The sequence below is a fragment of the Rossellomorea arthrocnemi genome (genome assembly GCF_904424705.1).
In the GTDB taxonomy this organism is placed as follows: Bacteria; Bacillota; Bacilli; order Bacillales; family Bacillaceae_B; genus Rossellomorea; species Rossellomorea arthrocnemi.
In genome coordinates this window covers 26,320-46,551 of sequence record NZ_CAJGBF010000016.1, presented here as the reverse complement: position 1 = coordinate 46,551, position 20,232 = coordinate 26,320, and the positions used below count along the sequence as shown (strand labels likewise).

Genomic DNA, 20,232 nt, shown 5'->3' with positions numbered 1-20,232 from the left:
AGCGAAGAAAAACTGGTAGAGAGAGCCTTGCAAAGAATCGGGCAGCGGTGTAACCCGTGATCTTATTGTTCGTCTTTAGAATGTATAGATTTAGTTATATCCCAGTCTCTTCCTTCTGCTTCAAGATGATTAAAAAGTATGCGCTGCATCTTTCGCACGTACAATGGCATTTTCCTTGATTTCCTGCGCTTTATCAGGCATTGCCGCATGCCCCTCCACAAATACACCATCAAAGGAAGGTACGCCAAAAAATTGCATGATAAGGTTTAAATAGCGATGCCCCATCTCCATGCCCTCAGCAGGTCCTTCAGAGTAAATACCGCCCCTGGCCTGGATATGGATCGCTTTCTTGTCCGTCAATAATCCGACCGGACCATGCTCCGTGTACTTGAACGACTTTCCTGCCACTGCAACAGAATCAATATATGCTTTCATGACAGGCGGAAATAAGAAATTCCAAAATGGTGTAACAAATACATACTTATCTGCTCCGATGAACTGGTCGGATAATTCATTCAGACGATTCACTTTGTTTTGCTCTTCCGAAGTAAGTTCCTCAAACCCTTTACCTGATTGAAGCTTCCCCCAGCCGCTGAAGACATCTGCATCTATATGGGGAATATGTTCCCGATATAAATCTAGGTGAATCACTTGATCGTCTGGGTTTACTTCCTTATACGTTTCCATGAATGCTTTCGCTACAGCCATGCTGTACGATTGAGTATCGTCATGGGGATGCGCTGTTATATATAATACTTTTGCCATTCATCATCCATCCTTTGCTTCATATTATTCACAATCGTATTTTGTGAAGATATGGATGTAATTATCCTCAATACCCAGATAAAAAAAAGAATGCCGACTGTTTAGGTCAACATTCCACCCGAGAAATTCCTTACTCTTCCTCACTCGGTACTTCAAAAGGATTTCCCCCAATATTTTTTCTCATTTCGTCTGTTAGTTCAAATGGAGTGTTTTCTTCTGTTTCACCTGCCATAAAATGGTGACTGCCATCAAAGTGAAATGGTTTAAATTCCAATGTCGACACCTCCGTCTTACTGTAGTATGACCATTCTGATCATACCTATTCAGTCCATTATGAGCATACAGGAAACAGACTTTGTGCCCAGTATCATATACTCATTATATATATTCTTCACTTTTGTAAGATATCCTTTTTCCCCCTCTATATTGATACTTTTTATTTTCTAGTACAACCACCTGCTCATGGGAGGCTGCAGCTACCTGCTTGGTTTCCTCTACGAGATGCTGAATGAGGCAATGGCATTGCTGCGCACCTTTAACAAGAAGAGGAACACCGATCCAATCCATTCTTAGCTCCCTGGAGAAGAAACCTCCCGCTGTCATTAAGGGCGGTACTGTGGGTGAAGTGTTGGAAATGATGATCTTCTCTCTTTGCCCGTATCTATTAAGCAGAATTTCACTTAAATCTGTTAAGGCAGGGACAACATACTTGGAATTCCTGCGCCCAATTGTATAAACCGGGTTATCTTCTTCATCCATTCCATGATAAAAAATGTGGCCCGTGTCCTTTTTTGTAAGTTGGTTAAAGAAAGGAACAGAAAGAATATCCTTCTTTGTTAAGTTCCCCCGCTTTAATAGATGTAAGTGATATGCAGCAGCCAGGGACGTCGTATGTGTCCCGCCGAAATCGTTATAAATATAAATCATTCGATCACCCTTTATAAAGTTCTGTTTCTTTAAGTATGAACTAAAATGGTCAGAGTGTATCCGTTCAGATACGATTCGACAAAAATCCTGCTTCCTTGAAAGGGAAAGCAGGATTTTTTGTTTACCTATCGTCATCTACATTTTATGATGTTGCTTTCCCTCCAGGAACCGTCTTTGTTTCCTTTTCACCACAAATTCTTCAAGTGTCCCTGAACCGCATACGACTCCAAGTACGATGAATACCAGTCCGATCAGATGATAAAACGTTACGGTTTCATTAAGAAACATGGCTGCACCAACAAGGGAGAAAAAGGTATTAAGGTTCAGGAAAATCGATGTTTCCGCAGCACCTAACTTCCCTATGGAGTGGTTATAGATCATATGTCCCACAGCGGTCGCCACTATAGCAGAGGCAAAGAATAGAACCCATATCGAAACCGAAGCATCACCTAATTGTTTAAGTCCCCCCGGTTCGGTGATCAGACTGATAACAAATAGAATAATGGAACCGAATACTAGCATATATCCTGTCAGTAAACGGGGATCCAATGTTTTTGCAGCACGGCTGATGACGATGAAACTAAGGGCTTGTGAGAAAATGGAGATGAAAATGAACAAATCCCCCATTTTCAAGCCACCCAATCCTTCCCCGCCTGACAATACAATGATTGACACTCCTATACTGCCCGAAAGAAAACCGATGATTTTAATCACCGTAGGCCGGTTTCGAAGGATGATCGTCGCCATTAAAGCTGTTAACAGCGGTCCCGTTCCAAGGATCAGTCCACCGTTTGTAGACGACGTTCCCGTTAACCCGACTGATAAAAAATAATGGTGACTGACCACGTTCAACAGGCCGCCGGTAATGATAAACAGGAATTCCTTCCTTGTAGGTTTTCTGATCTTACCCATAAAACCAAGGACAATAAAGACGGTGATTCCTGCAGTGAAAATTCGAAGTGATGTAATTGTAACAGGTGTAAATTCACTTACGAGGGTTTTCAGAGCAGGGACATTAAAGCCCCAAACCAACATGATTAAAACAAGAATCAAATACGTTTGCCACTTTTTCAATACTCCCGAAGCCTTCTTTCTATATCTGATATTTCATCCAATCATAGCATCCAATAACCTTCTCCGCTAGAAAAAGAAATTCACTTTTGTAACCAATGGGGGGGTTATAGGGCGGGACAAGAAACATCCACATGCTGTACAATCCCTGAGTATGCTATAGTAAAGGTCGAAAGGGGTTTTTCAAAAATGACAAATCAAGAACTGCCAGCGAAAACATGCACCATCGAGCGTTTGGTCACTAAAGCTGAAGATGTTGAAAAGGTGCTTCAAGGAACGAAAACAGCTACTCGCCGAAATGGAAGATATGCTGATATCGGCGAAATCATGGAGCTACAGGGAAAAAAATACATAGTGAACAACGTCTATTCACAATCACTTGGTGAGCTGACGGACGAGCATGCCTTGCAAGAAGGTTTTCAAACTGTGGAGGAATATAAACAAACCATCCTCTCCTACCATCCCGGAATGCCTTGGCATCCAGGGATGAAAGTATGGGTTCACGAATTCAGTTTAGTGACGGAATAGAGTTCTTCACATGGTGCATCTACTATACAAAACAGTGATCTATCTACATGTGATTAGTGTTGTCGCCTCCATCGGGCCATTCTTTATACTATTGCCGATGACTCAGAAGCTACGTACCGCTTCTGAGTCCATCCTGCCTTCATACCTGGACACGTTCCGCTTTTCCGTGCGACTTTCCAAGCATTCCGGACACGTCCTTGTTGGAACAGGAATCCTCCTTGTCCTTCTCGGACCATGGACATGGACGACGCCGTGGATCATTATGACCCTTGTCATCATGTTCTGCTCCCTTTTTTTTCTCGCACGTGCATTCTCGCCGACACTGCGGAAATTCGGAGAGGATGATGCAGACAGGGATAGGCTGGTTGGAAAGTTACATCGAACCGTTTGGATTTATCTCATTCTCCTCCTGGCGATGCTATGGTTTATGGTAGTAAAGCCGGGGATGTGGGTGTAAAGTACGTGAACCCGGTTGATGATTGTACCGGGTTCACGCTTTTTTTATGGATGTGAATGATTGAGTCATCTTCATTACAATGGTGATCGAACGATCCCCACCTTGTATTAAGCAACCGTTTGATAAACTTGTGCCAAATTAAGCACTGTTTGGATACCAAGATAACCTATTCATCTTCCTTCCTCCCTTTTGACTCCAATACCTTCATAAAATAGGCAGTCGGAAGTAACAGTCCGATTGCTGCTTCCAGCAACGCAAAGAACCTGAGATGTCCCGTTGGAATATAGTCCCCGTACCCGACTGACAGTATGGTCACTCCGCTATAATAAAGATAATTGAGGAATGAATGCTCCACCGGCTTTCCACTCGGCGAGCTTACCCGAAGCATCGGATTATCATACGACAGTGCAAAATAGAGTACAGCAAATGCAATCATGAGACTGAGAAGTACAAAGAACAACTTATAAAAGAGCGCTGTACTGAAGTAGCTGTATTTGAAATGCTTATCCTTAAAGAAATAGATTAGGTTTACCAAGATAAATAGAATAGCTCCTATTGTAACGATGGTTGCCAAAACGTTGTAGATCCTCCTCTGAAAATAGACTATGTTTCCTATACCACATTTTGTTTGTTTCAAACACTTCACTTCCTGATTTTCTTCTTCTCTTGTACAAACCCTCCAACTCTTTTATTCTAGTAATAATAGAATTTTCTAAAAAAGAAGGAACCCATGATGAAAAAGTTTTCACTTCAGTCAAAGATTATCGTCATTGTATTAGCACTTCTGTCCGTTTTGATATTATCCCTTTCAGTCATTTTTTTTCGAATGTTAACAGATACTCTGACAGACTTGAAAGGAAAGCAGGCACTTGCAGTGGCACAATCTGTCTCTAAGATGCCTGCTGTCACCGAAGCATTCAGTCAAAAACAACCGGAAGATATCATCCAACCTTTAGTAGAAGACATCCGTAAAGAAACCGGTGCCACTTTCATTGTAGTCGGCAACAAAGAGTCTGTCCGCTATTCCCATCCTTTGAGTGAACGGCTTGGAAAAAAGATGGTCGGTGGAGATAATGATAGGGCTTTGATGAAGGGGAAGTCCTATGTTTCTCATGCGACGGGATCTTTGGGTCCTTCTGTCAGAGGAAAGGTTCCGATCAGAAACGAGCAAAATGAAATCATCGGTGTCGTGTCAGTCGGATTTCTTGAGGATAGTATCCACGACATTGTCATTCCTTACCGTACAAAGGTGTTAACTCTCGTCGCCATCATCCTATTAATCGGAATCGTCGGATCCTTTTTCATTGGAAAAGGAATCAAGAAAGCAATCTTCGGGTTGGAGCCTAAGGAAATTGCCATGCAGTTCAAAGAAAAGCGCGCGATCATCGAATCGGTCCGGGAAGGGATCATCGCCATCGATCAGCATGGATTGATAACTGAAATTAACGCTAATGCCCACAGTATTCTGGCACTTCATCATCAATATTCAAATAGGGGCAGGCATATTTTAGATGTCATCCCTGATACGAAAATGGTGGATGTGCTGGAAACGAGAGAAAGTCAGCTTGACGATGAAATCTCATTGAATCATCATGACCTCATCGTCAATCGCCTTCCGATTTTAGAAGAAGGAACTATTGTAGGCGTAGTGGCCAGTTTTAGAAGAAAGGATGAAATCGATCAACTTACGAAGGAGTTATCACAAGTTCAAGAATATGCAGGTATACTAAGGTCTCAGACCCATGAGTATCGAAATAAATTGAATACGATTGCCGGTCTGATCCAGCTTCAGCATCATGAAGAAGCTTTGACTCTCATTCAGGAAGAGTCCTCAGGGTATGAGGACCTGATCCAATTTTTATTAAAAGCAGTCCCCGATCCGGTCCTGGCAGGTCTGATCATTGGAAAATATAATCGGTCTCATGAACTGAAGGTATCATTCTCGATACATCCTGACAGTTTAATCACCACATGGCTTACGGATATCCAAAGGGAAAAATTGATTACGATCATTGGAAATATTCTCGATAACGCCTTTGAAGAAGTATTATCCTATCCTCAACACAACAGGCATGTTCAATTATTCATGACGGATCTCGGAAATGATTTCATCTTTGAAATAGAGGACAGCGGCGGTGGAATTCAGCGTATAGAATCCATATTTGAAAAGGGGTATTCCACTAAAGCAGGGAAGGACCGGGGAATCGGCCTTCACCTTGTCCAGAAAAGCGTGGAGCATCTGCAAGGGTATTTGACAGTGGAAGAAAGTGAGCTTGGGGGAGCCCTATTTACAGTCAGTGTTCCAAAGCAGCATTAGGGGGGATTGATTTGCGTAAGTGGAATGTATTTATTATAGAAGATGACATCAAAACAGCTGAAATCAACAGTCAGTATATCGCTCAACTGGAACGATTTCAGGTGGGGGGGATCGCCACCACCATAACAGAAGCCAAAAAAGTGTTACCTGTCGTCAATCCGGACTTGATACTCCTTGATGTTTACTTCCCGGATGGAACCGGCAGTGAATTTCTATGGGAAATCAGAAAGGGTTACCGTAACACGGATGTCATTCTCGTTACGGCGGCGAAAGAGACCGAGCATATCGCCAATGCAATCCGCGGCGGTGCATTTGATTATATCCTAAAGCCGATCATCTTTAACCGATTTGAAGATACTCTCCTCAAATATCAGCAATACAAGGAGAGAATGAATGAGTCTCAAGTAGAGAATCAATATGAAGTAGATAATCTGTTTAACCGAAAGAAACGTACAGGAGGGGTCGAGACGTCCCCTGAGCCTCCGAAAGGAATCGATACGATTACATTGGATTCCATCATTAAGACCATTGATATCGGTGACAATCAGGGATATACGGCAGAAGAAATGGCTGGAGAGGTCGGGGTCACCAGGACAACGGCCAGACGTTATCTAGAGTACCTGGTCTCACAGAAGAAAATCAGGGTGGAGCTGACTTATGGTGGTGTCGGCAGACCACAACGGAGATATTTTTTTCAAGAATAGAGGAAAGCAGCGAGGCGTTGAACGCCTCACTGCTTTTCCATGCTCAGGCTTGTTTCTTTACCTTATCAAACTGTGCATTCTTCTCTTTCTTCCTTAGCCCCAATATAGATGGAAGGACAAGGGAGATGAATGATACGATCAATAATCCAATGGTAATGTTGCTCTGAAAGAACACACCATACGACCCGTTCGATATCGTCATCGCCTGCCTGAATGATTGCTCCATCATCCCTCCCAATATAAACGCAAGAATAAAGGGCGGTGCTGGGAATTTAAACATCTTCAAAACATATCCCAATACACCGAATCCAACCAGAAGGTATAAATGAAATGCGTTAAAGCTTACTGCGTAAACCCCGATCATGCAGAAGACAATAATCAATGCAATCAACAACTGCTTTGGGATATAGAGGATTTTTGCCAAAATGGGAATTAGGGGCAGGTTGAGAACTAAAAGAAATAGATTCCCTATATACATGCTGGCAATCACACCCCAGAAAACGTCAGGATGATCCTGAAGCATCAATGGCCCCGGCTGTACCCCTACTACCAATAAGGCTCCAAGAAGAACTGCTGTCGTCCCTGAGCCGGGTATCCCCAATGTCAACAAAGGTACGAATGCGCCGCTTGTTGCAGCGTTATTCGAGGTCTCAGGTGCAGCTAACCCTTTAATATTCCCTTTTCCGAATGAAGAGGGATCTTTCGATAATCGCTTCTCTGAAATATAGGATAGGAAAGAGGCAATCGTGGCACCAGCCCCGGGAAGAACCCCCAGAATAAAGCCAAGGACGGAGTGACGACTGATCGGACCAGCCATTTCCTTTAATTCGTGTTTTTCAAGCTTTAAACTACCAACTGCTTCCTTTCCTTTCAACGTATTTTCATTCCGAGAAATAATCAGCTGACATACTTCGGATAGAGCAAATAAACCCAGTGCGATAATGAGAAAATCGATTCCTTCTAGTAAACCGGGATTTCCGAATGTGAACCGCTGCGTACCTGTTTGCTGGTCGATCCCTACTGTCGCGACCATCAATCCAATCGTCGCTGAAATCAGTGCTTTATTTGTCGATCCCTCAGATAAACTGGATATTGCCGTAAGGCCGAGAAGCATGAGGGCGAAATACTCCGTAGGACCGAATGTGATGGCAAGCTTCGCCATATAAGGCGCCACAAGCATGAGAGCAACGACGCTGATTGTCCCCCCTGCAAAGGAGGAGATAGCGGCAATAGCAAGGGCTTTCCCTGCCTTCCCCTGCTTCGCCATGGGATACCCGTCAAACGCTGTGGCTACCGTACCGGAAATCCCTGGAGCATTTAGTAGTATCGAAGAAGTGGAACCGCCAAATACGGCACCATAATATACCCCTGCCATCAGGATCAACGCGGAAGCCGGGGACATCCCGTAACTGAGTGGAATCATGATCGCTATAGCGCTGATGGGACCAAGTCCCGGAAGCATACCAATGATGGTTCCGGCCAGTACACCGATAAAGGCGAAGAACAGGTTTTCCGGCGTGAAAGCTACTTGAAACCCATATAAGATACTTTCAATCATGCTGGTCACCTCCTAAAAGGGTAGAATCCCCTGTGGTAATGTTATATTGAGAAGATAGTTAAATGAGTAATACATGACTCCTGAAAAAAGAAAGGCCACCAGAACAGTCGTCACTTTCTTTTTGAATCCCAATACGAACGGGATCACGAGCAAAAACAAAATAGTAGATAGTAAAAACCCCACCGATTCTAATAGAAAAATATAAACAAGCAGGGATGCAAGCACGGAAAACAAAATGACGACATCTTCTTTTTTTACATAACGTCTCTTTTTATCTTCGTCCGTATCATCTTTCGCCTGTAAAAACAGGACAATGGCTAAAATGATCAGCAGGTATCCAAGCCCCTTAGGAAGAACGTCGCTGTCGATGATCGCATATGGGAATGCAGGAAGCCGGTAGCTAAGAGCTAGATAGACCCCGGCAAACACTAGTAGTATAAGTGAGATGATTCGATCTGGTTTGGTTCTCATATGATTCACTCCTTATCAAGAAAGGGGGAACAGAAAATCCTGCTCCCGGTTCTCTATTTTTTCAAACCGATTTCCTCCATCAGTTCCTCGATTTCTTCGTATTCCTCATCCAGGAATTGACCGAACTCTTCTGAAGACATATAGTTGTCCGTCCAGCCGAATTTATCACGCATTTCCTTCCATTGATCTGTTTCGATCATTTCCTTGAACGCTTTTTCATAATAAAGAACGGCTTCGGGATCCATATCCTTAGGGCCTAAGAACCCACGCCATACAACGAATTCATCATCAATCCCCTGTTCTTTTAACGTAGGGAACTCCGATACGGTATCTCCCTCCAACCGCTCCGGAGCGGTAATTGCGAGAACCTTCACCTTACCGGCCCTGGCTTGTTCGGATGCTTCTGCAAGACCTGTGGAGTAGACATCCACCTTCCCTCCAAGGAGCATGCTCATACCGGATCCGTCCTGAGCGGAAACATATTTCAGTTTTTTCACATCCACACCTGCTGCTTTTACTGCTTTAACGAACTGCATATGATCCATGCTTCCCGGTGAAGAGACCCCGACTATCGAAACAGATGTCGGATCCTTTTTCAACGCATCCACGAGATCATTCATCGTATCATACGGGGAATCAGCATCTACGACAAACGCAGCATAGTCGGCGATCACCCCTGCTATCGGTGTAAAATCCTTGTGGGAAAGGGTCGATTGCCCATTGAGGGGCACGAAGAATATCGGTGGTGAGGTGACAAACATGGTATGATTGTCCCCTTCTTTCCCATTGATATAGGACCAGCCAACAGAGCCTCCTCCTCCCGGCTTATTGACGACCGCCATGCGCTGATCAATGATTTTCTGTTCTTCCATTACCTTTGATACCGTCCTTGCCGTAGTGTCCCAGCCTCCTCCTGCACCAGCCGGAGCCACAACTTCAATCGGCTTCGACGGAGTCCATTCCCCATCACTTTCAGAGTTGCTGGCCGAGTCCGAACTTCCACATGCAGTAGTTACGACTAATAAACTTGATAAAATAAGAGCCATAATACCTTGTTTCTTCATCTTGATTTCCCCCTTCAATCATTTCTGATAACGCTTTCATTATAGGAAATTCAAAAAGGAATGAGAATAAATCGATAATAAACTCCAAAAGAATCCTTTTGGCTATTTTGTTTATAAAGTTCACGGTATGTCCGTATTCCCCTTCTACAAACTCCACATATGATGTAACCACTCCTCTATTTTATGAAAGGTGGGAATGACATTGGATCTACCACACAATATGTATAGACCTGCTCACGGCGGTGGAGGGCATGCAAGTTGGGGAAATGGACACGGTCACGCGGCTTGGGGACACGGAACAAACTGGAACCAGGGAGGAAATGGGAATCACGGAGGGAACTGGAGTCATGGCTGGGGATACCCCGGTTTTGCTGCCGGGACAGTGACAGGCTTAGCCGTCGGAGCGGCTGCAGCACCCGGCCCCTACCCGGTACCAGTGCCGGCATATCCCTATCCCTACCCCTATCCCTATCCCTACCCTTATTCCTATCCACCTTATGCGCCATATTAATGAAATCGGAAAATCCCCGCCTCTTAAATGGAGGCGGGGATTTCCTTTTGCTTTTTTAATAAAACAACGGGAAATTTCTATCTATTTCACGTTTCCTCTATTAACCATGAATTTCCTCCCTTGGGAGCGAGATAACCAATCATTTAAAATGATAGAAGTATTTCTATCAAAAAAATGTGGTATACTAGATTAGTTAGTATTTTATTCATAGATTCATATACACAAGGAGGAAGCAAAATGGACTTCTTATTTTCACTTGGACTTGCCATTTCCACCGGTGCAATCATTGCCCTTTTAAAAATTGTAGCCATCGATATCATTCTATCTGGAGATAATGCGATTGTCATTGCCATGGCAACGAGAAGATTGCCGAAAGACCTTCAAAACAAAGCGATTTTTTGGGGAACGGCTGGTGCCGTCATCCTGCGTGTTTTCTTTGCTGCCATCATCGTTTACTTACTTCAGATTCCTTATGTACATCTTATAGGAGGCGTTCTGTTACTATGGATTGCCTATCAGGTACTCGTTGAAAATGAAGAGGAAGCCAATATCAAATCACATACCGGACTTAGACAAGCCATCACGACCATCATCATTGCCGATGCCGCAATGAGTCTTGATAACGTCGTTGCTGTCGCAGGTGCTGCACATGGACATATCGGCATGATCGCCCTTGGCGTATTCATTTCGATCCCGATTATGATTTTCGGCTCGAAAGCCATTGTGAAAATCCTTGAAAGATTCCGCTGGATTGCTTACCTTGGAGCAGGGATCCTTGCCTACACTGCAGGTGAAATGATCGTTTCAGATGAAAAGTTCTTAGACCTGATCAATATTGAACATGGTGTCATTACTACAATTATTACAATTGTTCTGACGGCCGCTATTCTTCTTGGTGGTTTCCTTTCAAATAAGCGTTCTCAATCACATCATAAAAATGTTGAACAATATAATGCATAACCATGATAGATGCTTACTTCAGTAGGCATCTTTTTGTTTTGGGAAAGTGCTTTTTGGAGAGACTAAATGGCAGTTAATTAAGAAGGAGGACGTGTGTATTGGATTTCTTCATGAGTCAGGAATCACTAACTGCCGTCGAATGGATCTTCCGTGCTGCTTTAGGTTTCATTTTTTTACTTCTCATAGCCAAATTAATGGGACAACGGTCCATTTCTCAGCTACGATTCCTTGATTTTGTTATGGCACTTTTAATAGGGAATATAATGGCTCACCCCTTGTCCGACGAAGGGTTAGGAATGAAAGGGTCTATGCTCACTATGGGTACATTGGTTTTCCTCTATCTAGTGGGGGTTTACCTCAGTCTGCATTCAACTTTCATACGAAAGGTACTCGACCCTTCCCCTATCTCAATCATAAATAATGGAGAAATCTTATATAAAAATCTCAAGAAAGCAAGAATTCCCTTAGAAAGTCTGTTATCTGAATTAAGGAAACAGCAGATCGAAGAAGTTCATAAAGTTGCGATAGCTCTGTGGGAGCCGGGAGGAGAGATTTCATTTTTTCTCAAGCCACAGTATCAACCTGTTACGCATCAGGAGCTCTCACTCCCATTTAAACCATTTGACCTCCCCGCCCCTGTTATTGAAGATGGCCGAATCAATCTTTCAGAATTACAGAAGCTGAACCAAAACGAATTCTGGCTGCATGAACAGTTGAAAAAATCTTATAATGTAACAGTACATGAGGTCTTGCTGGCAACGATGGATAAGCAAGCTCAAATAAGAATCTATTTGTATAAATGAAACTCCCTCCACAATCGGAGGGAGTTTTCACATTATGATTTCATCATCTGTTTAACCAATTCCTTATTCCTTTTCTTGAATACATCGTTATGGGAAGATACCATGGCGAATTCATTTGCTTCGGGCTGAATGAATTGCTTCGCTTTGTTAACCGCGTTCGCAGCATCCTGGAAAGCCCCGGCAATCAGATTCACTTTTCCTTCATGTTTCAAGATATCTCCTGCCGCATAAAGCCCTGGGATTGATGATTCGCTCGTTGTCGTACCTGCTATATAATACTGATCGATCATGTCGATATTTAAGGAGCTATTCTTAAGTAAGGATGTATCTATTTCATATCCATGATTGATGATTACTTCATCAATTGACAAATAGGATACTTCATTAGTCTGGTGATTCGTCAACTCTACCTTTTCGATGGAATCATGATCTGCACCTGCAATCAACTTGGAAATGGACGTGTTCAGCAGGCAAGTGGCCGAGCTGTTCATTAACTGGTTACATTGTGCTTCGTGTCCTTTTAGGGCGTCCTTTCGATAGGCAACGTACACCTTCTTGGCTACGGCTTCTAATTCATTTGCCCAGTCAATCGCAGAGTTTCCTCCTCCTGAAATAATGACCGTCTTCCCTTTAAATCTTTTTAATGATTTCACAGTGTAATTTAAATTGGAAACTTCAAATCGTTCTGCACCCTCGATGTCAAGCTTTTGAGGATTAATAATTCCACTTCCCACTGCAACGATAACCGTTTTTGAATAATGCTTTTCACCCGAAGTCCCCTCCAGAGTAAATATTCCTTCTTCATTGCATGTGATTGATTCAACTTTTTCATTTAGAACGACAGTGGGATCGAATGTTAATCCTTGTTGAACGAGTTGTTGGATGAGTGTTGCCCCTGGCACCGGAGTAAGCCCTCCTACATCCCAGATCATCTTCTCGGGATAAACATGTATTTTCCCCCCTAGGGTTGGCTGAAATTCAATAATCTTCGTTTTCATTTCCCTAAGACCGCTATAAAATGCTGAGTAAAGGCCAGCCGGCCCCCCGCCAATGATTGTTACATCGAATAATTCTTTCTCCATATCCGTTCACTCCCCGGTAACCAAATATAATTGATTATCATTCTCAATTACATCCTACATCTTTTTTTCCCCCATGACAATACAAATTTCTATTGACATTAGGAAAAAAGGATTATAGTATGGAAATTGTTCGAGACTGATAATCATTATCATCATATTATTCACTTACTATACTAAATTTGGAGGTCATATTATGGTACGCCTCTACACGAATGATTTAAATATTGGCTATGGAGAACGGTTAATTGTAAAGGATCTCAGTGTCGTGATTCCAGATAAAAAAATCACAACGATTATCGGATCCAATGGATGTGGAAAGTCCACTTTACTGAAAGCGATTACCCGGATCATTTCTCATCAATCCGGTAACGTGGTGTTAGACGGTCAAAATATTTCTAAAGGCGATACGAAGGAATTGGCTAAAAAGATGGCGATTCTCCCCCAAACACCTGAAAGCGCAAGCGGATTGACGGTTGGTGAATTGGTATCTTACGGACGTTTCCCCCACCAAAAAGGAATGGGACGTCTGACGAAAAAAGACTTTGACGTGATTAATTGGGCCCTTGAAGTGACAGGGACTCTAGAATTTAAGTACAGAGAAGTCGATGCCTTATCAGGTGGTCAGCGTCAACGTGTCTGGATAGCGATGGCTCTTGCCCAGGAAACGGACATCATCTTCCTCGATGAACCTACTACTTATTTAGACATGGCTCACCAGCTCGAAGTACTTGAACTGTTGCAAAAGCTGAACCTGGAACAAGAACGTACCATTGTGATGGTTCTGCACGATTTAAACCAGGCAGCCCGGTTTGCGGATTATATCGTAGCCTTAAAAGAAGGTGAAATTGTTAAATCCGGAAGTTGCGAAGAAGTCATCACTCACGACGTATTGAAGAAGGTATTCCAAATTGATGCCGAAATTGGAAGAGATCCTCGAACAAATAAGCCAATGTGTATCACATATAATTTACTCAAAGGAGAAGATCAACATGAAAAAATGGCTCATCCCATTTACTCTGCTATTGGTGTTACTGGTTAGCGCCTGCAGCAATGGTTCAACAAAAGAAGAAGGTTCAGAAACAAAAGAAAAGGATAGTAAATCAGATACCATCACCTACCAATCGGAAAATGGTCCCGTTGAAGTACCCAGAGACCCACAGCGTGTAGTCGTTCTATCCTCATTTGCCGGAAATGTAATGGCTTTGGATGTAAATCTGGTGGGTGTTGATTCCTGGTCCAAACTGAATCCACAATGGGATAAAGAGCTTGAAGGCGTAGAAGAAGTAACAGATGAAAGTCTTGAAAAGATCATCGAACTTAACCCTGATTTAATCATCGGTTTATCCAATATTAAAAATGTGGATAAATTAAATGAAATCGCTCCAACCGTTACATACACATATGGAAAAGTTGATTACTTAACACAACACATCGAAATCGGGAAACTGTTAAACAAGGAAGAAGAAGCTCAAAAATGGGTGGATGATTTCAAGAAACGTGCACAAGCTGCCGGTGATGATATCAAAGCAAAAATCGGTGAAGATACGACCGTTTCGGTAATTGAAAGCTTTAATAAACAATTATACGTATACGGTAACAACTGGGGGCGCGGGACTGAAATCCTTTATCAGGAAATGGATTTAAAAATGCCTGATAAAGTAAAAGAACAAGCCTTGGAACCTGGATATTTTGCCCTTTCCACTGAAGTGATGCCCGAGTTTGCAGGAGATTATCTGATCTTAAGTAAAGATCCTAAAGCAGATAACTCCTTTATGGAAACCGAAACATACAAAAACATCCCTGCAGTGAAGAACAATCAAGTATTTGAAGTGAATATGATGGAATTTTACTTTAATGATCCACTTACACTGGATTACCAGTTGGACTTCTTCAAAGAGAAATTTCTAGGCAACTAATTCTTAAAGGGGAATTCTTATGATAAGAATTCCCCTTTTCTATACTCTAAAAAGAAAAGATGATTGATGATGAAAACTCAAAATCAACGACTTCCATTTATTTATACATTGATTGGAGCAACCCTCCTATTTGTGGCTGTCTTTCTGGTATCTGTTATATATGGAGCTGCTGAGACAACAGTGAGGGATGTCTGGAATGCCCTGACTTTCTCCGCTGTAGGTGACAAGATCAATATTCTTCAAGAAATTCGATTTCCCCGGGAGGTTGCCGCCATCGTAGTTGGGGCATCTCTCGCCGTGTCAGGTGCCATCATGCAAGGAATGACCCGGAATCCCCTGGCTGATCCCGGTTTACTCGGTCTCACAGCTGGTGCGAATGCTGCCTTGGCAATCGCCCTCGCATTCATCCCCTCTATCAGCTATTACGGGATCATGATTGCCTGCTTTCTAGGTTCTGCTGCCGGTGCCCTTATGGTATTTGGTATCAGTTCCTTGAAAAGAGGCGGTTTTTCTCCTTTTAGAATTGTGCTGGCAGGAGCTGCTGTATCTGCCTTTTTATTTGCAATTGCAGAAGGCATCGGCTTATTTTTCAAGCTTTCTAAAGATGTCTCCATGTGGACAGCAGGTGGAATGATCGGAACAACCTGGTCTCAGCTGCAAGTGATCGTTCCGTTCATTATGATTGGTATATTAGTATCCTTACTATTATCCAGACAGCTGACGATCTTGAGTTTAAATGAGGAAGTGGCGGTAGGTTTGGGACAACGAACGGCGTTTGTCAAAAGTATTCTTTTCATCGTGATTGTCCTGCTCGCAGGTGCAGCCGTTGCACTTGTTGGGAATATGGTGTTCATTGGCCTGATGATTCCTCATATGGTCCGGGCAGTTGTGGGGACAGATTACCGATTCATCATTCCCATCTCCTCCCTGTTTGGAGCTTCATTCATGCTTCTCGCCGATACACTTGGACGCACGATCAACGCCCCATACGAAACACCTGTGGCAGCGATCGTCGCGATGCTGGGACTGCCCTTCTTCCTGTTCATCGTACATAAAGGAGGGAAAGGCTTCTCATGATACATCCAGATTTGATAAAAAAACAACGATGGCTTCTTATAGCTTTATTCATACTAATGGGGGCAACAGCCTTTATCAGCATTGGAATGGGTTATTCTTCTGTATCATACAGCAGGCTCATCCCCACTCTATTGGGTGATGGATCATTCAAAGAAGAGTTCATCCTCTTTTCAATACGCTTACCGAGAATCATCATCACAATTCTGGCAGGAATGGCCCTTGCCTTGTCCGGTTCGATTCTGCAGGGGATGACACGGAATGACCTTGCTGACCCTGGAATCATTGGTATCAACTCTGGAGCAGGTGTAGCGATTGCCGTCTTCTTTTTATTCTTCCCCATCGATGCGGGGTCATTTGCATATATGCTGCCGATTGTCGCTTTCGCGGGGGCTCTTCTTACAGCCTGCTTGATCTACTTATTTTCGTATAGTAAGCGATATGGGATCCAGCCAGTCCGGTTGGTCTTAGTGGGAGTAGGATTCTCCATGGCCTTGTCAGGCCTCATGATCATTCTGATTTCCAGTGCAGAAAGGGCAAAGGTTGACTTCATCGCCAAATGGCTGGCAGGGAACATATGGGGTGCAGATTGGCCGTTTATTTGGGCTATTCTCCCTTGGCTTGTCATTCTCATTCCGTTTGCACTCTATAAATCTCAGATGCTTAACTTACTGGGATTGAGTGAACCTGTTTCAATAGGAGTAGGAATTTCGATTAACCGTGAGCGATTCATGATGCTGATTGTTGCTGTTGCCTTAGCCGCCTCTGCCGTTTCAGTCACAGGCGGAATCGCCTTTATCGGCTTAATGGCTCCCCACATGGCGAAAGCACTGGTAGGACCGCGCAATCAACTGTTCATACCAATCGCCATATTACTGGGAGGATGGCTTCTGCTCCTTGCAGATACCATCGGCCGAAACATCCTTGAACCCGACGGAATCCCCGCCGGTATCATGATCGCCATCATCGGCGCCCCCTACTTTATGTACCTGTTGCTGAAGAAGTAGATTTGAGGGACGGACCTCATTTTTCACCAAAGAATGTTGTATTGATGGTATTTATGAGTCAAATTAGTAGGTCCGTCCCTCAAAAAGGGAAGACAAAAAGGGCTGATCCTCGCTTGAATGTGAGGGTCAGCCCTTTTTTGTTAGGTATGTGTGGTAATCAATTGATCGAGTTTTTCTCAGAGTCCCACATGGAGTTCGGCCTTTCATAATTCTATTATTAGTCACAACCGCTAGGCTTCTGAAGGTTTTATAGGGGCTTCTACATTTCTCATTCGATCACCATGGTCTATATTCTTAGGATACTTCGACTTTTTTGAACAAAGGGAGTCTCATCGTTTTCTCTACTTCTGCCATGTTCATGCCGCCCTGGCAAACTTAAATCTCCCTTCAAGGTATAGCAGATTCAATATCCATATCCAGTTTCAGGTGAGACGATACGCATGTAATACGTTCACCATTTCCCGCCTCTCCCTATTTTCTTTATCTCACCGTCGGGCTGACCGCTCCACTACTATATTCCTCCTCTACATCAACATCCACAGGCTTCTTACTCCAAAATGTAGCAAGGATCGGTCCTGAAATATTATGCCATACAGCTGCAATGACACTTGGCAGGGCAGCAAGAGGGCCAAAGTGAGCAGTGGCCAGGGCCACACCGAGTCCGGAGTTCTGCATCCCCACTTCAATGGAAATGGCCCGTCTCGTCCCTTCATCCAGTTTCATCAGGACACCTGTGCCATATCCAAGGCCAAGTCCAAATAGATTATGAAGGATCACAGCCGTGAAAATGATGGCTCCTGATGAAGCGATATTTTCAACATTTGCTGAAACAACAGCTGAAACGATGATGATGATTGCCAGAACTGAAATGAGTGGGATGACATTCAAACTTTTTTCCACAGCTCTCGGAAATAATTTCCGTATGATCAATCCGAACGTAATCGGGAGGATGATCACCTGCACGATTGATAGGAACATTGCCGCCGGATCGACGGGAAGCCATTGGCCAGCCAATCCCAGAAGGATCAGGGGTGTTGCGATAGGTGCCAAAAGCGTCGACAGTGAGGTCATGGCGACGGACAATGCCAGATTTCCTTTTGCCAAATATACCATGACGTTGGATGCCGTACCACCGGGAACAGAACCTAATAGAACCAACCCGGCTGCCAGTTCAGCCGGCAGACCAAGTATGTATGCAATCAAAAAGGCACCAATTGGCATAATGAGAAATTGTGCCATGACCCCAGTGATGACAGGAAGTGGTTTCTTTAGCACCAGTTGAAAATCCACAGGCTTTAAAGTGAGCCCCATCCCGAACATCACCACACCTAACAGAATCGTAATATAAGCGCCCAAGGGCAGAAATGGGGCTGGAATAAAGAAAGCGACAGCCGCTACCAGGATAACCCATACCGCAAAGTACTTCCCTGCTAGATTGCTGATGGTTTCAAGTAGTTTCATTTTCGTTCCTCCTTCTTTTTATGTACTAGTTTATGAGGATTGAAGATTTCATCCGGATCAAGTGCAAGTTTGATTTTCTCCATGACTCTCAAGGCACCGCCGTGCTCACGCTCTTGATACTTCATCTTCCCTACACCAACGCCATGTTCTCCCGTACATGTCCCGTTCCGTTCAAGGGCATATTCCACAATCAATTCGTTATATATTCCAGCCCTCTTCATTTCATCGGGATCACTCAAATCAATCATGAGTGAGGTATGATAATTCCCATCTCCCACATGTCCAAGGATTCCTCCTATGAGCTCTAATTCTTCAAGTTTCTTTCGAGCATGTTGAACCGCACCGGATAATTCTGAAATAGGTACGCAAACATCTGTCACCATGAGTTTCCTTCCTGGATGTCCATGCACATATGCATAGGCAAGATTATGTCTCGCCTCCCACAGTTTATTCCGGGATGCTGTATCTTCTTCAAAGACAATGCCTTCACATTTATGGTCTGCCACGATCTCTTTTGTAAATTCAACATCTTGATTCAGACCTGCTTCATTACCATGAAACTCAAGGAATAGAGTAGGTTTTTCTTGATAATCCGTTTCACTAAATCGGTTTACTTGTACCATCGAAGGTTCATCCACCAGCTCGCACCTGGCAATCGGAATGCCCGCCTGCAAAATGGATACGACCGCTTCCACCGCTTCATCAATTTGATTGAATGTGGCTCTTGCGGCTACTATATGTTCTGGTATCCCATATACGCGAAGAGTTAATTCCGTGATACATCCCAACGTCCCCTCAGATCCTACAAATAAACTGTTCAAGTGATACCCTGAGGAGGATTTCTGCGCCATGTTCCCCGTGTGGATTATTTCCCCATCAGGGAGTACCACTTCCAGATCACGCACTTGATCACGCATGACACCATATTTCACAGAAGTCGTCCCGCTGGCATTGGTCGCCGCCATTCCACCGAGAGTCGCATCTGCACCTGGATCCACCGAGAAAAAGAGGCCATATTTTTTTAATTCTTTATTCAGCTGAGAACGTGTCACACCTGGTTGAACCTTCACGAGGAAATCTTTCTCCCTCACCTCAAGAATTTTATTCATTTGAGAAAAATCAATCGTGATCCCTTTATCATATGGGATCACATGTCCCTCAAGACTGGTGCCGAGTCCAAATGGAATGATAGGTATACGGTGAGCAGATGCCACTTTCACAACCGCACTCACGTCCTCACTGCTCTGGGGAAACACTACCACATCCGGCGGACTTGGAAAGTGATAAGATTCATCCTTTCCGTGCTGATCCAGTATCGTTTCATTCACCGTCACCTGCCCATTGCCCACAACCTCCCTTAACTCGTCCAACAAACGACTAACCTTCACACTCATTCGCCCTCTCCCCTTCAATAAATGTATAATGTATCGAATTATACCCAATAATCAGAATATTTCAATAGTAAAATATAATTCTTTTGAGGGACGGACCTCCAAAACCGCCGTTTTTAGAGGGAAATCCTTATAATGCCGGCATTTTGCAAAGGTCCGTCCCTG

Annotated in this window: 22 protein-coding genes; 11 read left to right on the top strand and 11 right to left on the bottom strand. The window is 43.6% G+C overall.

The genetic code is table 11. The annotated features are described in order from the left end of the window. Nucleotides 1-129 precede the first annotated feature (129 nt). The 4 genes from BAA9072_RS18015 to BAA9072_RS18000 all read right to left on the bottom strand — a co-directional run bounded on the left by BAA9072_RS18015 (nucleotide 130) and on the right by BAA9072_RS18000 (nucleotide 2,766). Nucleotides 130-765, bottom strand: coding sequence for an FMN-dependent NADH-azoreductase (locus tag BAA9072_RS18015; protein WP_201716073.1), 636 nt, complete (start codon nucleotides 763-765; stop codon nucleotides 130-132). A 130-nt stretch (nucleotides 766-895) separates the two neighbouring features. Further along, on the bottom strand, nucleotides 896-1,039 hold the full coding sequence (locus BAA9072_RS18010) for a hypothetical protein (protein WP_201716072.1): 144 nt from the start codon (nucleotides 1,037-1,039) through the stop codon (nucleotides 896-898). A 104-nt stretch (nucleotides 1,040-1,143) separates the two neighbouring features. After that, nucleotides 1,144-1,692, bottom strand: coding sequence for a DUF3189 family protein (locus BAA9072_RS18005; RefSeq protein ID WP_201716071.1), 549 nt, complete (start codon nucleotides 1,690-1,692; stop codon nucleotides 1,144-1,146). 135 nt (nucleotides 1,693-1,827) lie between these two features. Next, nucleotides 1,828-2,766 (bottom strand): DMT family transporter, encoded by a 939-nt coding sequence (locus BAA9072_RS18000; protein WP_201716070.1) that lies wholly within the window; start codon nucleotides 2,764-2,766, stop codon nucleotides 1,828-1,830. A gap of 186 nt (nucleotides 2,767-2,952) precedes the next feature. Between BAA9072_RS18000 and BAA9072_RS17995 the strand changes: the two genes are divergently transcribed. Both BAA9072_RS17995 and BAA9072_RS17990 read left to right on the top strand, forming a co-directional pair. Continuing rightward, on the top strand, nucleotides 2,953-3,291 hold the full coding sequence (locus BAA9072_RS17995) for an ASCH domain-containing protein (protein ID WP_201716069.1): 339 nt from the start codon (nucleotides 2,953-2,955) through the stop codon (nucleotides 3,289-3,291). A 10-nt stretch (nucleotides 3,292-3,301) separates the two neighbouring features. Further along, entirely contained in the window at nucleotides 3,302-3,748 is a 447-nt protein-coding gene (locus tag BAA9072_RS17990; protein ID WP_201716068.1) for a hypothetical protein, read from the top strand. A 166-nt stretch (nucleotides 3,749-3,914) separates the two neighbouring features. Here BAA9072_RS17990 and BAA9072_RS17985 read toward each other — a convergent pair whose 3' ends face one another. After that, nucleotides 3,915-4,322: a potassium channel family protein gene (locus tag BAA9072_RS17985; protein ID WP_201716067.1), complete on the bottom strand. Its 408-nt coding sequence runs from the start codon at nucleotides 4,320-4,322 to the stop codon at nucleotides 3,915-3,917. 156 nt (nucleotides 4,323-4,478) lie between these two features. Here BAA9072_RS17985 and BAA9072_RS17980 point away from each other — a divergent pair, with 156 nt between their 5' ends. Next, a complete protein-coding gene (locus BAA9072_RS17980; RefSeq protein WP_201716066.1) occupies nucleotides 4,479-6,065 on the top strand; it encodes an ATP-binding protein in 1,587 nt (528 codons plus the stop codon). Nucleotides 6,066-6,076: 11 nt separating this feature from the next. Beyond that, a complete protein-coding gene (locus BAA9072_RS17975) occupies nucleotides 6,077-6,769 on the top strand; it encodes a response regulator (RefSeq protein ID WP_201716065.1) in 693 nt (230 codons plus the stop codon). A gap of 43 nt (nucleotides 6,770-6,812) precedes the next feature. Here the strand turns inward: BAA9072_RS17975 and BAA9072_RS17970 are convergent, their stop codons facing one another. From BAA9072_RS17970 to BAA9072_RS17960, 3 genes are read right to left on the bottom strand one after another with little or no spacing between them, the layout of a single operon-like run. Next, nucleotides 6,813-8,327, bottom strand: coding sequence for a tripartite tricarboxylate transporter permease (locus BAA9072_RS17970; protein WP_201716064.1), 1,515 nt, complete (start codon nucleotides 8,325-8,327; stop codon nucleotides 6,813-6,815). Nucleotides 8,328-8,339: 12 nt separating this feature from the next. Beyond that, the gene (locus BAA9072_RS17965; RefSeq protein ID WP_201716063.1) at nucleotides 8,340-8,798 is read right to left on the bottom strand and encodes a tripartite tricarboxylate transporter TctB family protein; all 459 of its coding nucleotides are present in this window, start codon (nucleotides 8,796-8,798) and stop codon (nucleotides 8,340-8,342) included. A 53-nt stretch (nucleotides 8,799-8,851) separates the two neighbouring features. After that, nucleotides 8,852-9,862, bottom strand: coding sequence for a tripartite tricarboxylate transporter substrate binding protein (locus BAA9072_RS17960; RefSeq protein ID WP_201716062.1), 1,011 nt, complete (start codon nucleotides 9,860-9,862; stop codon nucleotides 8,852-8,854). A gap of 202 nt (nucleotides 9,863-10,064) precedes the next feature. Here BAA9072_RS17960 and BAA9072_RS17955 point away from each other — a divergent pair, with 202 nt between their 5' ends. From BAA9072_RS17955 to BAA9072_RS17945, 3 genes are all read left to right on the top strand, one after another. Then, nucleotides 10,065-10,373 (top strand): hypothetical protein, encoded by a 309-nt coding sequence (locus tag BAA9072_RS17955; RefSeq protein ID WP_230980932.1) that lies wholly within the window; start codon nucleotides 10,065-10,067, stop codon nucleotides 10,371-10,373. A 237-nt stretch (nucleotides 10,374-10,610) separates the two neighbouring features. Continuing rightward, on the top strand, nucleotides 10,611-11,333 hold the full coding sequence (locus BAA9072_RS17950; protein ID WP_201716061.1) for a TerC family protein: 723 nt from the start codon (nucleotides 10,611-10,613) through the stop codon (nucleotides 11,331-11,333). A gap of 98 nt (nucleotides 11,334-11,431) precedes the next feature. Continuing rightward, on the top strand, nucleotides 11,432-12,136 hold the full coding sequence (locus tag BAA9072_RS17945; RefSeq protein ID WP_201716060.1) for a DUF421 domain-containing protein: 705 nt from the start codon (nucleotides 11,432-11,434) through the stop codon (nucleotides 12,134-12,136). A 32-nt stretch (nucleotides 12,137-12,168) separates the two neighbouring features. On the opposite strand, the gene BAA9072_RS17940 is transcribed toward BAA9072_RS17945, so the two are convergent. Continuing rightward, nucleotides 12,169-13,218 (bottom strand): NAD(P)/FAD-dependent oxidoreductase, encoded by a 1,050-nt coding sequence (locus tag BAA9072_RS17940; protein ID WP_201716059.1) that lies wholly within the window; start codon nucleotides 13,216-13,218, stop codon nucleotides 12,169-12,171. Nucleotides 13,219-13,411: 193 nt separating this feature from the next. Between BAA9072_RS17940 and BAA9072_RS17935 the strand changes: the two genes are divergently transcribed. The 4 genes from BAA9072_RS17935 (at nucleotide 13,412) to BAA9072_RS17920 (ending at nucleotide 17,215) form a co-directional block, all read left to right on the top strand. After that, complete coding sequence (locus BAA9072_RS17935; protein ID WP_201716058.1) at nucleotides 13,412-14,257, top strand: ABC transporter ATP-binding protein; 846 nt, start codon at nucleotides 13,412-13,414, stop codon at nucleotides 14,255-14,257. Further along, nucleotides 14,208-15,134, top strand: coding sequence for an iron-hydroxamate ABC transporter substrate-binding protein (locus BAA9072_RS17930; RefSeq protein WP_201716057.1), 927 nt, complete (start codon nucleotides 14,208-14,210; stop codon nucleotides 15,132-15,134). Before BAA9072_RS17935 ends, BAA9072_RS17930 begins: the two co-directional genes overlap by 50 nt. Before the next feature lie 69 nt (nucleotides 15,135-15,203). Further along, a complete protein-coding gene (locus tag BAA9072_RS17925; protein WP_201716119.1) occupies nucleotides 15,204-16,211 on the top strand; it encodes a FecCD family ABC transporter permease in 1,008 nt (335 codons plus the stop codon). After that, a complete protein-coding gene (locus BAA9072_RS17920) occupies nucleotides 16,208-17,215 on the top strand; it encodes a FecCD family ABC transporter permease (protein WP_201716056.1) in 1,008 nt (335 codons plus the stop codon). Before BAA9072_RS17925 ends, BAA9072_RS17920 begins: the two co-directional genes overlap by 4 nt. A 480-nt stretch (nucleotides 17,216-17,695) precedes the next feature. Here the strand turns inward: BAA9072_RS17920 and BAA9072_RS17915 are convergent, their stop codons facing one another. After that, nucleotides 17,696-18,676, bottom strand: coding sequence for a bile acid:sodium symporter family protein (locus tag BAA9072_RS17915; protein ID WP_201716055.1), 981 nt, complete (start codon nucleotides 18,674-18,676; stop codon nucleotides 17,696-17,698). Continuing rightward, nucleotides 18,673-20,070: an FAD-binding oxidoreductase gene (locus BAA9072_RS17910; protein WP_201716054.1), complete on the bottom strand. Its 1,398-nt coding sequence runs from the start codon at nucleotides 20,068-20,070 to the stop codon at nucleotides 18,673-18,675. Before BAA9072_RS17910 ends, BAA9072_RS17915 begins: the two co-directional genes overlap by 4 nt. Nucleotides 20,071-20,232 lie beyond the last annotated feature (162 nt).